The sequence below is a fragment of the Pedobacter yulinensis genome, from assembly GCF_003029735.1.
GTDB lineage: Bacteria > Bacteroidota > Bacteroidia > Sphingobacteriales > Sphingobacteriaceae > Pedobacter > Pedobacter yulinensis.
Map to the genome: position 1 here is coordinate 1,022,475 of NZ_KZ686269.1, position 13,837 is coordinate 1,036,311.

Here is a 13,837-nt window from a genome sequence, read left to right on the forward strand (position 1 = left end):
CTGAGTCAGCGGTGAGAGCGGGATTCGAACCCGCGGTACGGTTGCCCGTACGACAGTTTAGCAAACTGTTCCTTTCGGCCTCTCAGGCACCTCACCTCACCTTTCAGCAAGCAGTCCTGCCGCTGTTTTAAGGTCTGCAAATATAGCAATTCAGTGTATTCTGCAAAAAAAAATTACGCATGTTGTTGATAATCTATCCGCACGTGGTAGATGCTCATCAACATTGTCTTGAATATCAGCTTAATAGTTTCAATATCTTTTAAGGTCAGATCGCAATTATCGAGCTGGTCCTGCTCCAGCTTGTAATTAATGATCCGTTCTACCAGTGCATTGATGCTTTCCATATCCGGATTTTTGAGGCTTCGTGAAGCCGCCTCGACCGAATCGGCAAGCATGAGCACCCCGGTTTCCTTCGAAAACGGGATCGGCCCGGGGTACCGGAAGGTGTTTTCATCGACAAACTTTTCAGGCGAATTTTTCAGGAATGACTGGTAAAAATAGTCGACCCGCGTATTGCCGTGGTGCGTGCGGATAAAATCAATTACCGCTTCCGGCAGCTGATGTTTCCTGGTAATCTCAATCCCCTTGTGTACATGCTGAATGATGATCTGGGCACTTTGTTCATATGGCAGCTTATCGTGCGGACTTTCGGCCGTATTCTGGTTCTCGATAAAATACTGCGGGTTCTCCATCTTACCAATGTCGTGATACAATGCGCCCGCACGCACGAGCAAGGCGTTCCCGCCGATCTTAAAGATCGCCGCCTCGGCCAGGTTGGCCACCTGCAGCGAGTGTTGGAACGTGCCCGGCGCCTTAAAAGCCAGGTCACGCAGCAGCTTGTTGTTGGTATTGGTCAGCTCGATCAGCGCCACGTCAGAGGTGATGCCGAACACCCGCTCAAAGGCCCAGATCAGCGGATAAGCCAGGAGGGACAGCAACACACTGAATACGAACGGCGCAAAATTCAGCCATTCAATCTCACCGAACGAACCTTCGCGCAGCAAAGCAATGCCCAGGAACGAAATCAGGTAGGCCAGCAGGATATAAAAGGCAGAAAGCAGGAAACGCGCGCGTTTAATGAAGTTTTTAATGCTGTAAATGGCCACCATGCCAGCGGTAACCTGGTAAAAAACAAACTCAAAGGCGTTGCCCACAAAAAAGCCCGCCACCAGGATCACCAGCAGGTGCAGGTAAAGCGCCAGCCGGGTATCAAACAGGATGCGGATAATAATCGGAACAATACAAAACGGAATATAATACAGACTGGGCAGGTTCATCTTAATGGCAAACGTCAGCGCCAGCAGCATACCGGTTACCACGATCAGGATGAGCGACAGCTGCCGGTTATCAGCATAAATGTCTTTTCTGAACATGGCCAGGAAGATCATTAGGAGCGAAATGGTGAAACCAACCAATAGTACCTGGCCGATGTACACCTGCGCACTGCTGCCGATGCTTTTGGTCTGCGCATCGTACGTGGTCCTGAACGATTCGAGCTTCTGATAAATTTCATCATCGATCACCGCATTGCGCGACACGATCAGCTCGCCTTTCTGCACCATTCCGCGTGTCGAGGATATATTTTCAATGGTATTCTGCTGCACAACGGCCGTCAACCGTTCATCAAAAGAAATGTTCGGCCTGATGTGGCCTTCAGCCAGTTCATTGACCATTTCATTTGCCCTAACGCTTGTCGATTTGAAGTTTGTCCTGAAATAGTTAACGGCCCCCTCCGTCGTAAACACATCCTGTGTACTCAGCCTTTTCGAAACATTGTCGGTCAGCAGTGAAAAGTCGTAACTGCTCTTGCCTCCCAGGTGCATGTTGTTGACGCCGACCACTCCTTTCCTGTAAATCGCAGTCAGAAGGGCTACCGCGCGGGCTTTGTTTGCATCCCGCTCCCGCTCGCCTGGCGCCGCCGATGCCCACTTTACATCAAACTCACCAGAAAAACTTTCTATTTCGATATCCCCCAGCTTTTTATTCAGCTGGTACACAGGCAAGACGTTTTTAAGCACTTCGTTCCGGTCGGCCAGGATCTGCCCCGGCGTTTTTAAAATCGCGAAACTGAACGGTGCCACCAAGTCCCTGTTCATCCAGTTCTTCCCTTTTTCAAATTCGTACCGGAAACGCGGCTGCTTTGGTAAGTAAAGAGTAATAACCAGCACCGATATCACCATCATGATATACTTGATGTTCGAAGAGTATTTCCGGTAAAGAAGCCGCTGGGAATTTCGTTTGATCTTGGCCAAAATGTGAGTGACAATTAGTGCGCCCAAAAATAAACATAAATTTTAACAATAAGTTTTGCTGCGCACCCTTGAAAAGTTCAGTTGAACTTGCTACATTTATGATATCAAATTAATATCATATGTATCAGGAAAAAATTATTCATCCGCCTTCTGGCTATCTCATCTTCTTTTTATTTTTGATCGCACTGGCCGCAGGCGTGCTGGCCCTTGTCAACGCATTTTACTGGACAGGCTCGCTGGTGCTGGCCGCCGATTTGATTTTGGTACTTCCGGGATTGATCATCAATGACCCGAACGAGGCCAAGGTGCTGACGCTTTTCGGTAAATACGTCGGCACAGTAAAAAGCGATGGCTTTTTCTGCGTTAACCCCTTGACAGTAAAAAAACGCGTATCGCTTCGCGCCAACAACCTGAACGGCCAGCAGATCAAAGTAAATGACAAACTGGGTAATCCCATTGAAATTGCCGCTGTCGTGGTCTGGCAGGTGAAAGAAACAGCGAAAGCCACTTTCTCTGTGGAAAATTACATGCAATATGTATCCATTCAGAGTGAAGCGGCCGTTCGGCATTTGGCCAACCTCTTCCCTTATGACAATTTTGAAGATGAAGAGGCGTCCATTACGCTGAAAGATGGTGCAGAAAAAGTGAGCGCGCTGCTTGAAAGCGAATTGAGCGAGCGCCTGGACCGGGCCGGAATCGAAGTCTTGGAAGCACGCCTCTCACACCTGGCTTATGCGCCAGAAATTGCCGGAGCCATGCTGCAGCGGCAGCAGGCCACAGCTGTTGTAGCCGCGAGGAAACAGATCGTAGAAGGAGCCGTAGGCATGGTCGAGATGGCGCTTGCCCGCTTGTCTGAAAAAGGCATTGTCGAGCTGGACGAAGAACGGAAGGCGGCCATGGTAAGCAACCTGTTGGTCGTTCTTTGCGGGGAGCGCAATGTATCGCCTGTGGTCAATGCGGGAACCCTGTATCCTTAAAAAGTACGGGGTATACACAACGCAGGATTTCTTTCGACAGCTTGTCGCATAACGGCCAGTTTGCAGTTCACACCAAAAGTTTTATCCTGCTCTATCCAAAGAATGTTCAGAAACCAGTTTATGCCTGATAAAGAAAAGAAAGCATTTGTGTTAAGGGTGAGTCCGGCGATGATGCAGGAACTGGAACAATGGGCTGCCGAAGAATTTCGCAGCACCAACGGCCAGATCGAATACCTGCTTAGCCAGGCCCTGAAGGCAAGGAAAAGGAAAGCCGGCGATAAACCGGCTTAACTCCCCTTTTACCGGGACCCATCTTGTGCATTCGGGCGAAAGCCCTATCTTAGCAGCACTAACCAGTATTCAAAAAGGAACACACATGAAAGATGTCGTCATCGTAGCAGCTGTGCGTACGCCTATTGGCAGTTTCGGCGGCTCGCTTTCCTCATTATCAGCAAGTCAGCTGGGCGGAATAGCCATTAAAGCAGCCATAGAAAAAGCAGGCATTGACCCGCTAGAGGTCGGTGAAGTTTACATGGGCAATGTCCTCTCTGCCAACCTTGGTCAGGCCCCGGCCACCCAGGCAGCTAAATTTGCCGGGCTGCCAGACCTGCCCGCCACGACCGTTAATAAAGTTTGCGCATCGGGCATGAAGGCCGTGATGTTGGCCGCCCAGAGCATTGCGCTCGGCCAGCAGGATGTCGTCGTTGCCGGGGGGATGGAAAGCATGAGCAACGTACCTTATTACCTCGATAAAGTGCGAAACGGTTACCGGCTCGGCCATGGTCAGCTAACCGACGGATTGGTTAAAGACGGCCTCTGGGACGTGTATAACGATTACCACATGGGCTCGGCCGCTGAACTTTGTGCTGCTGAATGCGGCATTGGCCGGGAGGCTCAGGATGCTTACGCAATCGAATCATACAAACGTGCGCAGACCGCCCAGGAAAAAGGAGAGTTTACCGACGAGATCGTGCCTGTTACGGTGACAGACCGGAAAGGCGACACCTTGATTGACCGCGATGAAGAGCCTGCCACCGTTAAATTCGAGAAAATTCTCGGTCTCAAACCTGTTTTCAAAAAAGACGGCACGGTAACAGCCGCAAATGCCTCCACCCTGAACGACGGTGCTGCCGCTTTGGTGTTGATGAGTGCTGAAAAAGCGGCAAGTGCGGGTCTTACCCCCCTTGCACGGATCAGGGGTTTTGCCGATGCACAGCAGGCGCCTGAGTGGTTTACGACCGCACCGGCCAAAGCCATACCACGTGCACTCGAAGCTGCTGGCATTCAAATCACTGAGGTCGATCATTTCGAGATCAACGAGGCTTTTTCAGTCGTCGCCCTGGCGAATAACCAGGCACTTGGCCTGGACCAATCAAGGGTAAACCTGAGAGGGGGTGCCGTTTCCCTGGGTCACCCGCTTGGCGCCTCGGGCGCAAGAATCCTTGTCACGCTGTTATCAGTCATGCAAAAGAATGGCGGCAAGATCGGTGTTGCAGGGATCTGCAACGGCGGTGGCGGCGCGAGCGCAATTGTTGTTGAAAAGATCTAGAAGTATATAAATTGCAGAACTGCCGGCGAACTATTTGTCCCTTTGGCCGGCAGTTTTTATCTTGCGCGGCTTGAGCAAACCTACACCCAAACAAATTATGTCTGATTCTTCAAAGCCCCGGCATCCAAAGGGGCTCTCTGTTTTGTTTTTTACCGAAATGTGGGAACGCTTCGGGTATTACCTGATGCTCGGCATTTTATTGCTTTACCTTAAAGACCCGAAAGGCGGCTTTGGCTACGACAACCGGGAAGCATCAGACATCGTTGGCACTTACCTCGGGCTTGTTTACCTCACTCCTTTTATCGGTGGCCTGATGGCCGATAAGGTACTTGGGTACCGCAAATCTGTCATTCTTGGCGGACTCATGATGTCTGCCGGATATTTTATGCTGGCCATTCCGCAAACCGAAGCTTTCTGGCCTGCGGTCTTGCTGCTGGTTGTCGGAAACGGATTTTTTAAGCCCAATATCTCCACCCTGCTTGGAAACCTTTATGACGCTCCGACCAACCGGAGCCTGAAAGACAATGGCTACAACATTTTCTACATGAGCATCAATGTAGGCGCCTTTATCTGTAATTTTGTAGCCGCTTACATGCGCAACGCTTATGGCTGGGGTTACGCTTTTGCAGCGGCAGGGATCGGCATGCTGATCGGCACAGCCTGGTTTATGGCCGGCGACCGGCACATTCGTTATGCAGACGTCATGAAACCCGCAAATCCTGAAGACATGCCCGTTAAAAGGGTCGTGTGGCTGGTCATTCTGCCCATGCTTGTGGCGGGGGTGCTCGGCTGGTTTATACCGGGAACTATTTTCGGCTCAGATTCGACAGATGCCTTCATCACAGCCTGTATTCCGGTAATCGGTTTTTATGTGCACCTGCTCGTCAGATCCAATAAAGAAGATAAGTCGCGCATTGCAGCGCTGCTTTCTATTTTCGCTGTAGTTATTGTTTTCTGGGCTGTTTTTAAACAGAACTCTTCAGCGCTGACCAATTTCGCCGAAACTTATACCGACCGGCAGATCAGCCCGCCAGCAGCAGATGCGGTGCGTCCTTTCGGCATGGTACAGGAGCTGTCGGCCAGGCCTGACTCCTTCCCGGCACATGATCGCTATTTTCGGCAGCTAAAAGACGCCTCTGGCGAAAAAGTGATGACCGTTTCGCCACATCCCTATTTTCAGAACCTGCCTAAAGAAAAATGGCCGGAACCAGCTTCAAAGGTGCAATTGGTTTCGACCGAGATCTTTCAGTCGGTCAACCCCTTTTTCATCATCATCCTCACGCCATTGGTCATTTCGTTCTTTTCCTTCCTCAGGAAACGTAATGCCGAGCCGTCCACACCTGCCAAAATTGGTTGGGGCCTGCTGATAACAGGCCTTTCTACCTCGATCATGGCCATGGCCATCTATTCGACCGATATTACCATGGAAAAATCTTCTGCCTGGTGGCTGATCGCCTCTTACGGTGTAATTACCATTGGCGAGCTGTTCCTTTCGCCCATCGGTCTTTCGCTGGTCTCGAAGGTTGCGCCGCCACGGCTTACCTCCCTGCTCATGGGCGGTTGGTTCCTGGCCACTTCGATCGGCAACAAACTCAGCGGCGTGCTGGCCTCCATGTGGGACAGTTACAACGACAAGGCCAATTTCTTTTGGGTCAATTTCGCAGCCTGCATGCTGGCCGGGTTGGTTATTTTCCTGATGATCAAATGGCTGCGATCAATCATCCAAAGGCATACATAAGCTTACTCATCATTAACTAAAATAAGACTAATGGACCAATCAGAAATTATGAAGCCGGAAAAGCTCGACAGTTCGCCTTCGGGGCACCCAAAGGGACTGTACGTGCTGTTTGCAACCGAAATGTGGGAGCGCTTCAACTATTATGGCATGCGGGCCGTGCTTGTCCTGTTCATGACCAAAGCGCTGCTGCTTGACAAAGTTTTTTCTTCGAACCTGTACGGCAGTTATACCGGCCTGGTTTACCTCACGCCACTGATCGGGGGGTTCGTGGCAGATCGTTACTGGGGAAATCGCCGATCGATCGTAACCGGCGGACTGCTGATGGCCCTCGGTGAGCTCATCCTTTTTGCCTGCGCATCCGTTTACCAGAGTGCGCCAGACCTCAGCACCTTCCTCTTCTTCTCTGGACTTGGTTTCATGATTTCGGGTAATGGTTTTTTCAAGCCCAATATTTCGTCAATGGTGGGCCAGCTTTATCCTGCCGGAGACCACCGCAAAGACGCAGCATACACCATCTTTTATATGGGTATCAACGTTGGAGGAGCATTCGGGCCTTTTATTTGCGGCCTTGTGGGCGACACCGGCGATCCTGCCGATTTTAAATGGGCTTTCCTGGCGGGAGCTGTCGCCATGCTGCTCGCCGTGATCGTGTTTATCATTTTCCGCGATAAACATGTGCGTGATCCTGAAGGTGCACTGCTTGGCCTGGAACCCGAGCATGGCCTTGAAAAGAAAAAACGGCCCAACCAGGTGCTGGTCTACCTGGGGCTGCTTATCTACTCGGGCATATGTGTAGGGCTGCTGTATGTCGATGCGCAGAAATTCAGTTTCCTGAGTTACCTGATGCTGGCGGCGATCGTGATCATTGCAGCTATGATCTTTCTTGATCCGAAACTTTCGTCGGCCGAAAAGAAAAAAGTACTGGTCATTTTCATCGTTTCCTTCTTCGTCATCTTTTTCTGGAGCGCATTTGAACAGGCCGGCGCCTCGCTGACCTTCTTTGCAGAAGAACAAACACAGCGCGACCTCGGCTTTTTCGTAGTTCCTGCCAGTTGGTTCCAGTCGCTCAATTCAACCTTCGTGGTCATATTCTCTTTCATTTTTGCACTGATCTGGATGAAAATGGGCAAACGCGAACCATCGGCTCCAACCAAAATGGCCCTTGGTCTCCTGTTCCTGGCGCTTGGGTATTTCTGGATTGCAACGGGTGTCAAGGATGCCGGACCCGGCATCAAGGTCAGCATGATCTGGCTCATAGGCATGTATGCGTTTCACACCTGGGGCGAGCTCTGCCTTTCGCCCATCGGGCTTTCGCTGGTCAATAAACTCGCGCCTTTTAAATTCGCGTCGCTGCTAATGGCGGTGTGGTTTACTGCCAACGCCATTGCGAACGTGCTGGCGGGAAAACTGAGCTCACTGTATCCTGAAGCAGGCAAGACAACTTCTTTCCTGGGGTATGAAATGAGCAACCTGAACGAATTTTTTATGCTGTTTGTTGTCATGGCCGGCGTTGCCTCTGCCATCCTGTTCCTGATGACCAAATGGTTGCAAAAACTCATGGCCGCTCAGGACTGAGGAGTTTAACACATTTTAACCCGCAGCACAGGCACCGTGCTGCGGGTTTTTGTTTTTTATGCGTAGTTTTACCCGCAATTTATTTGAGACCGCCCATTACCAATATCCAGACAGTGTCAGACAGCCTCGTCATCATTCCCACGTATAACGAAAAGGAAAATATCGAAAAGATCGTACGCAAGGTCTTTTCACTTGCTCAGCCTTTCCATGTGCTGATTATTGACGATGGGTCGCCGGATGGGACCGCCGATATTGTTAAAGCCCTGCAGCAGGAGTATGACGGTCACCTCTTCATCGAAGAACGCAGCGGTAAACTGGGACTTGGTACGGCCTATATCCATGGGTTCAAATGGGCGCTCGATCATGGCTATGCATACATTTTCGAAATGGATGCCGATTTTTCTCATAATCCCGACGACCTGATCAGGCTGCGCCACGCCTGTTTGCCCACAGCAGGCAATGCCGATGTAGCCGTTGGCTCACGTTATGTAAAAGGAGTAAATGTCGTGAATTGGCCTATGGGTCGCGTGCTCATGTCTTACTTTGCTTCCATGTATGTGCGGTTCATTACGCGCATCACGATACAGGATGCTACTGCAGGTTTCAAGTGTTTCAGACGCGAGGTTTTGGAGACCATACCGCTCGACAAGATACGGTTCGTAGGTTACGCATTTCAGATCGAGATGAAATTCACCGCCATCAAATATGGTTTTACAGTCGTCGAAGTACCCATCATTTTTACCGACCGCACAGAAGGCGTTTCAAAGATGAGCACACGAATTTTCAGGGAAGCCTTTTTCGGGGTGATCCAGATGAAAATCAGCAGTTGGTTCAGGAATTACAGGCGCGCGATAAAGAGCAGCGAATCTCAACTAACAGCGCCCCAGCGCAGTACTTAACTGCGTGCATCTTTCCGGCTGGCTTGTTCAGCGCGGATCATGCCACCAAAGTCCAGCCCCCGAAGCATAGCATTCACCGTCATGACGAGCCGTTTCTCACGGGTAGGCAATGTTTTTGCCTGGTTGATCCAGTTGATAAAATAGTTCCGGTGTGATTTGGGCTGCGCCATGAACTTTTCAAGTGTTCCAGGTTCATCTAGGAGGCACATTTCCAGGTCTTCAGGCATTTCAATCTTAAAATCTTTATCTTCCTGCAGGACCGCGGTCACGACATCGCCTTCCTTTTTGCCCAGCTGCCGCCGCAGCGGCCCGTTCAGTGCCAGGATAAAGTCACCACCGCCTACAGGCACCAGCGACATGCCCTCAACCGGGACGCGGTCAATCAAACCCTTAACCCGGTAGCTTTGACGGTGTCCCGGCCTGAGTATGCCCGCCAGCGCCGCTGGCACCAGGATGTATCGCCATCCAGCTTTTTCAGCGGCTTCGGTGCCGAATTTTTCAATTTCGGCCGATACCGTAATCAATGGGTCTATTGAGTTATGCGCTGTCATTACTTAAACGGATTTCAGTTAAATGGCGCCTTCAACGCCCAGCCCGAACAGGGCAAAATCGTATCTGACCGGATCTTCAGGATCGAAACACCGCAATGCAGCGGTCAGCTCGACCGCTGTAAGCCAGTCGGTTTGTTTCCTGGATATCAGGCCGAGATTCCGCGCCACGCGGTCTACATGAACGTCGCAGGGACAGATCAGCTGAGCCGGCCTGAGCGTCTTCCAGATACCAAAATCGACTCCACGGTCATCTGCCCGGACCATCCAACGCAAAAACATACACAGCCGTTTGCACGTCGATTTCTGGCTGGGCGCCGATACGTGTTTCTTTGTACGGTCAGGAAAGTCAGGTAAGGAAAAGAAGTACCGCCGAAAATGGTCAAGCGCGTCCTGCAGATCAAACCGGAGCGCCCCCTGCAAACAAACCGGCGAACTGACCGCTTCGGCTGCCGGCAGACCAGGAAAGCCGGCCTCCAGGTAAGCCGGATTAAAGGTATCCATCCCAGGAATAAAGGCCGCCTCAAGGCTGCTGTGCCGCCGGTAGTGCGCCCTGAAAAATGCCACGAAGTACAGCAGGTCTGTGTCGTTGAACGTGCGGTGTTTGAAGCCAAGCAAACGTTTCAGGTCATGATCGCTGTGGCCGGTTATAAAGTCATAAGGCGCGTCATCCATGCGGGCCATTAATTCCAGGCATTTATTAATGATCGTTTTGCGCTGTCCCCAGGCCAGTACGGCGGCAAAGAACCCGGCAATTTCGATATCCTGCTTTTTTGTGAACCGGTGCGGAATACTGACCGGGTCGGCGGCTATAAATTCAGGACGGTTGTACCAGTCTGCTTTGGCATCAAGAAAAGCCTTGAGGTCCTGGCTCATCACCCCCTTCTTATGCAAGTGCCTGTTCAAGGTCGGCCAGCAGGTCTTCAATGTCTTCGACACCAACGCTAAGCCGCAGCAAATTATCGGTTACGCCTGCTTTTTCCCGTTCTGCCTTCGGAATAGAACCATGTGTCATGCTTACAGGATGGTTGATGAGCGATTCCACCCCGCCGAGTGACTCGGCAAGTGTAAAGACCTTAAAACCTGATGCAACACGAAAGGTCTCCTGAAGATCGGCGTCTTTGAGGGTAATGGATATCATGCCGCCAAAGCCACGCATCTGTTTCTTGGCGATTTCATGGCCGGGATGGTCCTCAAAACCCGGCCAGTAGATCTTGTCGACCTTTGGATGGGTTTTCAGGTAACGGGCAACACGTTCTCCGTTTTCACAATGCGCACGCATGCGCAGGTGCAGGGTTTTGATCCCCCTCAGCACCAGAAAAGCATCCTGTGGTCCTGGCGTTGCCCCGCAGGCATTATAAATGAACCAAAGATCCTTGTACAATTGCTCATTGTTGAGCAACAGGGCGCCCATGACCACATCAGAATGGCCGCCGATGTATTTCGTTACCGAGTGCATCACGATATCTGCGCCCAGATCAATCGGGTTTTGCAGGTACGGGGAAGCGAACGTGTTATCGACCGTCAGGATCAGGTCGTGTTTTTTGGCAATCCGGGCTACAGCCTCGATATCAACAACTTGCATGGTTGGATTTGTGGGCGTTTCGATCCAGATCAACCGCGTTTTTTCATTGATATATGGAATGATACTTTCGGGATCGCTCATGTCCAGGAAATGGAATTTGATGCCGTACTTGCTGAAAATTTTTGTGAATATGCGGTATGAGCCTCCGTACAGGTCATTTCCCGTAATTACTTGGTCGCCGGGGTTGAGCAATTTCATCACGGCATCGGTCGCCCCCATCCCACTCGAAAAAGCAAGACCATACCTGGCGTTCTCCAGTGCCGCCATGCAATCTTCAAGTGCTTTCCTGGTCGGGTTGGTACCGCGGGAATACTCATAACCTTTGTTGTCTCCGGGCGATTTCTGCCAGTAGGTAGATGTCTGGTAGATGGGGGTCATCACCGCTCCGGTGCTTGGATCGGGCTCCTGCCCTGCATGTATGGCTTTTGTTGCAAATTTCATGATACGTTGTTTTCGTTTTCCAGCTCCGCCCTGAAGCGGTAGCCAATGTGTTTGCCTGTTGGGTAACCGCTGTTCGCGATCATCGACTGTTTCTGGTCAAGTGTGAGCATTTTTTCGGCGGCGAACGGCGGCGCCACCAGGTCAGATTTGATGCAATGCAGAACAGCCTGCTGGGCAATGTTCAGCAAGTGCGCACGATCCATGACCTGCGTTGAAAACTCACTCCAGAGAAAACCAAGCTGGCCCTCGCCCTCTACCAGGAATTGTTTGTTGCGGTTAACAAATATGCGCGCCACCAGGTACCCTACATCGGCCAGCCGGTTGTATTTAATGGAATCGGCAAGGAAATTATGGATATAGATGACGCCGCAATACGCCGCTGACGAATCGACCGCAACCGCAGGAGCCTGCCGGATGCGGTGCTCTTCCGGGAAAGTAAAAACATTGCTGTGCATCGAAGCGACCAGCATGTCGCCCGAAAATTTAAGCTGTGCTTCGAACTGGTTGTTTTCCCGGTAGGCCACTTCGACCGCAGGGTCCTGGTGGTCTTTTTGCATGGAGCCGGCTATGCCCGAAAGCACCGATTTAAGTTCTTCAAATACGGCCCTGGTGCTCCGGTAGGTCGCTTGTTTGACTGAAGCCCTGTTTTTCAGTTCCGCAAGAATTTGCTGATAGTTTTCTTCTGCGTTCATCTATATCTTGAATGTGCCCTGTGCGTACGAACAGGCATTAATAAGCCCGTGCAAACAGCACGCGCTGTGTAGACGGTTTTCCGGTCAGTATGCAGACACCCTCTTCCCGAGGATTGTCAAGCGGAATGCAGCGAATGGTCGCTTTCGTTTCCTCTTTAATGCGCTGCTCGGTCTCCGGTGTACCGTCCCAGTGCGCTGAAATAAAGCCGCCTTTCTCATCGAGAAGCTGCTTGAATTCTTCATACGAATTGGCCGGTGTAATATGTGAATCGCGGAAAGCAAGTGCGCGGTCAAACAGGTTCTGCTGAATTTCTTCCAGCAACTGCTGAAGGTAAATTTCCAGGCCATCCTGGCCTACAGTCAATTTCGTTTTGGTATCCCGGCGGGCTACCTCGACTGTGCCGTTTTCCATGTCGCGTTTACCGACGGCGATGCGCACAGGCACGCCCTTCATTTCATACTCCGCAAATTTGAATCCAGGGCGTTGTGTATCCCGGTCGTCGTATTTAACGGCAATGCCCTTCGCCTTAAGTTTAACAACGAGTTCGCTGACGAACGAGCTGATTGCATCGAGCTCTTCGGTTCCCTTGTAGATCGGAACGATGACCACCTGGATGGGCGCAAGTTTCGGCGGAATGACCAGTCCGGAGTCATCGCTGTGTGCCATGATCAGCGCACCGATTAAACGGGTAGAGACGCCCCACGAAGTAGCCCAAACGTATTCGAGTTTGCCATCGCGGCCGGTAAATTTGACGTCGAATGCCTTCGCGAAGTTCTGCCCCAGGAAATGTGAGGTACCAGCCTGAAGCGCCTTTCCATCCTGCATGAGTGCCTCAATACAGTAAGTTTCCAGGGCGCCGGCAAAACGTTCATTGGCCGATTTTCTGCCCCTGACCACCGGAACAGCCATCCAATTCTCCACAAAATCGGCGTAAACATGAAGCATGCGTTCGCTTTCTTCTATGGCTTCCTCCTGGGTTGCATGGGCTGTGTGCCCTTCCTGCCACAAAAACTCTGCGGTACGCAGGAACAGCCTGGTTCGCATTTCCCATCGCACCACGTTCGCCCACTGGTTAACCAGGATCGGCAGATCCCGGTACGACTCGATCCAGCCCTTGTATGTATTCCAGATAATGGTTTCTGAAGTTGGCCTTACGACCAGTTCTTCTTCCAGTTTCGCGTTCTCATCCACTACGATGTTCCCGTTGCCGTCATTTTTCAGGCGATAGTGCGTAACCACCGCGCATTCGGTTGCAAAACCGTCCACATGGCTTGCCTCTTTCGAAAAATAAGACTTGGGTATAAAGAGCGGGAAATAAGCGTTGCTGTGTCCGGTTTCCTTGAACATGCGGTCCAGCACGGCCTGCATTTTTTCCCAGATGGCGTAGCCATGGGGCTTGATAACCATGCACCCCCTTACGGCAGAATGCTCTGCCAGATCGGCCTTAACGACGATGTCGTTATACCATTGTGAATAATCCGTTACACGGCTCGTTATTTCTTTGCTCATAATGTTAATGGAACGTAAATTGCAGCTATTTTATTAGTATGTATGGCTGCAAATTTATAAATTTATACCTA

12 protein-coding genes and 1 tRNA gene are annotated in these 13,837 nt (G+C 51.1%); 6 read left to right on the plus strand and 7 right to left on the minus strand.

Features of this window, described 5'->3' with window-relative positions; translation table 11 throughout:
* Positions 1 to 9 precede the first annotated feature (9 nt).
* Together C7T94_RS11905 and C7T94_RS11910 are read right to left on the minus strand one after the other, a co-directional pair.
* Positions 10 to 96, minus strand: a tRNA-Ser gene (locus tag C7T94_RS11905).
* Positions 97 to 173: 77 nt separating this feature from the next.
* Positions 174 to 2,252 (minus strand): HD family phosphohydrolase, encoded by a 2,079-nt coding sequence (locus C7T94_RS11910; RefSeq protein ID WP_394341001.1) that lies wholly within the window; start codon positions 2,250 to 2,252, stop codon positions 174 to 176.
* A 119-nt stretch (positions 2,253 to 2,371) separates the two neighbouring features.
* On the opposite strand from C7T94_RS11910, the gene C7T94_RS11915 reads away from it, so the two are divergent.
* The 6 genes from C7T94_RS11915 to C7T94_RS11940 all read left to right on the plus strand — a co-directional run bounded on the left by C7T94_RS11915 (position 2,372) and on the right by C7T94_RS11940 (position 8,990).
* Positions 2,372 to 3,229: an SPFH domain-containing protein gene (locus C7T94_RS11915; protein WP_107215542.1), complete on the plus strand. Its 858-nt coding sequence runs from the start codon at positions 2,372 to 2,374 to the stop codon at positions 3,227 to 3,229.
* A 120-nt stretch (positions 3,230 to 3,349) separates the two neighbouring features.
* Positions 3,350 to 3,520 carry a type II toxin-antitoxin system antitoxin gene (locus C7T94_RS11920; protein WP_107216090.1) on the plus strand — a complete coding sequence of 57 codons (171 nt, stop codon included), beginning with the start codon at positions 3,350 to 3,352 and terminating at the stop codon, positions 3,518 to 3,520.
* An 85-nt stretch (positions 3,521 to 3,605) separates the two neighbouring features.
* On the plus strand, positions 3,606 to 4,778 hold the full coding sequence (locus C7T94_RS11925; protein WP_107215543.1) for an acetyl-CoA C-acyltransferase: 1,173 nt from the start codon (positions 3,606 to 3,608) through the stop codon (positions 4,776 to 4,778).
* Positions 4,779 to 4,875: 97 nt separating this feature from the next.
* Positions 4,876 to 6,516 carry a peptide MFS transporter gene (locus C7T94_RS11930; protein WP_107216091.1) on the plus strand — a complete coding sequence of 547 codons (1,641 nt, stop codon included), beginning with the start codon at positions 4,876 to 4,878 and terminating at the stop codon, positions 6,514 to 6,516.
* 30 nt (positions 6,517 to 6,546) lie between these two features.
* On the plus strand, positions 6,547 to 8,091 hold the full coding sequence (locus tag C7T94_RS11935; protein ID WP_204353270.1) for a peptide MFS transporter: 1,545 nt from the start codon (positions 6,547 to 6,549) through the stop codon (positions 8,089 to 8,091).
* 113 nt (positions 8,092 to 8,204) lie between these two features.
* Entirely contained in the window at positions 8,205 to 8,990 is a 786-nt protein-coding gene (locus C7T94_RS11940) for a polyprenol monophosphomannose synthase (RefSeq protein ID WP_107216093.1), read from the plus strand.
* Here C7T94_RS11940 and C7T94_RS11945 read toward each other — a convergent pair.
* From C7T94_RS11945 to proS, 5 genes are read right to left on the minus strand one after another with little or no spacing between them, the layout of a single operon-like run.
* Positions 8,987 to 9,541 (minus strand): YdeI/OmpD-associated family protein, encoded by a 555-nt coding sequence (locus C7T94_RS11945; RefSeq protein WP_239495003.1) that lies wholly within the window; start codon positions 9,539 to 9,541, stop codon positions 8,987 to 8,989. The genes C7T94_RS11940 and C7T94_RS11945 overlap by 4 nt on opposite strands.
* A gap of 18 nt (positions 9,542 to 9,559) precedes the next feature.
* Entirely contained in the window at positions 9,560 to 10,414 is an 855-nt protein-coding gene (locus tag C7T94_RS11950) for a TIGR02757 family protein (protein WP_107215544.1), read from the minus strand.
* A 10-nt stretch (positions 10,415 to 10,424) separates the two neighbouring features.
* Entirely contained in the window at positions 10,425 to 11,564 is a 1,140-nt protein-coding gene (locus tag C7T94_RS11955) for a cystathionine gamma-synthase (protein ID WP_107215545.1), read from the minus strand.
* Positions 11,561 to 12,256, minus strand: a complete 696-nt coding sequence (locus C7T94_RS11960) for a hypothetical protein (protein ID WP_107215546.1) — start codon at positions 12,254 to 12,256, stop codon at positions 11,561 to 11,563. The genes C7T94_RS11955 and C7T94_RS11960 overlap by 4 nt, the downstream gene beginning before the upstream one ends.
* Positions 12,257 to 12,293: 37 nt before the next feature.
* Positions 12,294 to 13,766 carry a proline--tRNA ligase gene (proS, locus tag C7T94_RS11965; protein ID WP_107215547.1) on the minus strand — a complete coding sequence of 491 codons (1,473 nt, stop codon included), beginning with the start codon at positions 13,764 to 13,766 and terminating at the stop codon, positions 12,294 to 12,296.
* Positions 13,767 to 13,837 lie beyond the last annotated feature (71 nt).

Bases quoted from the DNA above. Each gene is read 5' to 3' on its own strand.
- C7T94_RS11925 (WP_107215543.1), top strand. From the start codon at position 3,606: ATGAAAGATGTCGTCATCGTAGCAGCTGTGCGTACGCCTATTGGCAGT.
- C7T94_RS11935 (WP_204353270.1), top strand. From the start codon at position 6,547: ATGGACCAATCAGAAATTATGAAGCCGGAAAAGCTCGACAGTTCGCCT.
- C7T94_RS11920 (WP_107216090.1), top strand. From the start codon at position 3,350: ATGCCTGATAAAGAAAAGAAAGCATTTGTGTTAAGGGTGAGTCCGGCG.
- C7T94_RS11930 (WP_107216091.1), top strand. From the start codon at position 4,876: ATGTCTGATTCTTCAAAGCCCCGGCATCCAAAGGGGCTCTCTGTTTTG.
- C7T94_RS11945 (WP_239495003.1), bottom strand. From the start codon at position 9,541: ATGACAGCGCATAACTCAATAGACCCATTGATTACGGTATCGGCCGAA.
- C7T94_RS11960 (WP_107215546.1), bottom strand. From the start codon at position 12,256: ATGAACGCAGAAGAAAACTATCAGCAAATTCTTGCGGAACTGAAAAAC.
- proS (WP_107215547.1), bottom strand. From the start codon at position 13,766: ATGAGCAAAGAAATAACGAGCCGTGTAACGGATTATTCACAATGGTAT.
- C7T94_RS11955 (WP_107215545.1), bottom strand. From the start codon at position 11,564: ATGAAATTTGCAACAAAAGCCATACATGCAGGGCAGGAGCCCGATCCA.
- C7T94_RS11950 (WP_107215544.1), bottom strand. From the start codon at position 10,414: ATGAGCCAGGACCTCAAGGCTTTTCTTGATGCCAAAGCAGACTGGTAC.
- C7T94_RS11915 (WP_107215542.1), top strand. From the start codon at position 2,372: ATGTATCAGGAAAAAATTATTCATCCGCCTTCTGGCTATCTCATCTTC.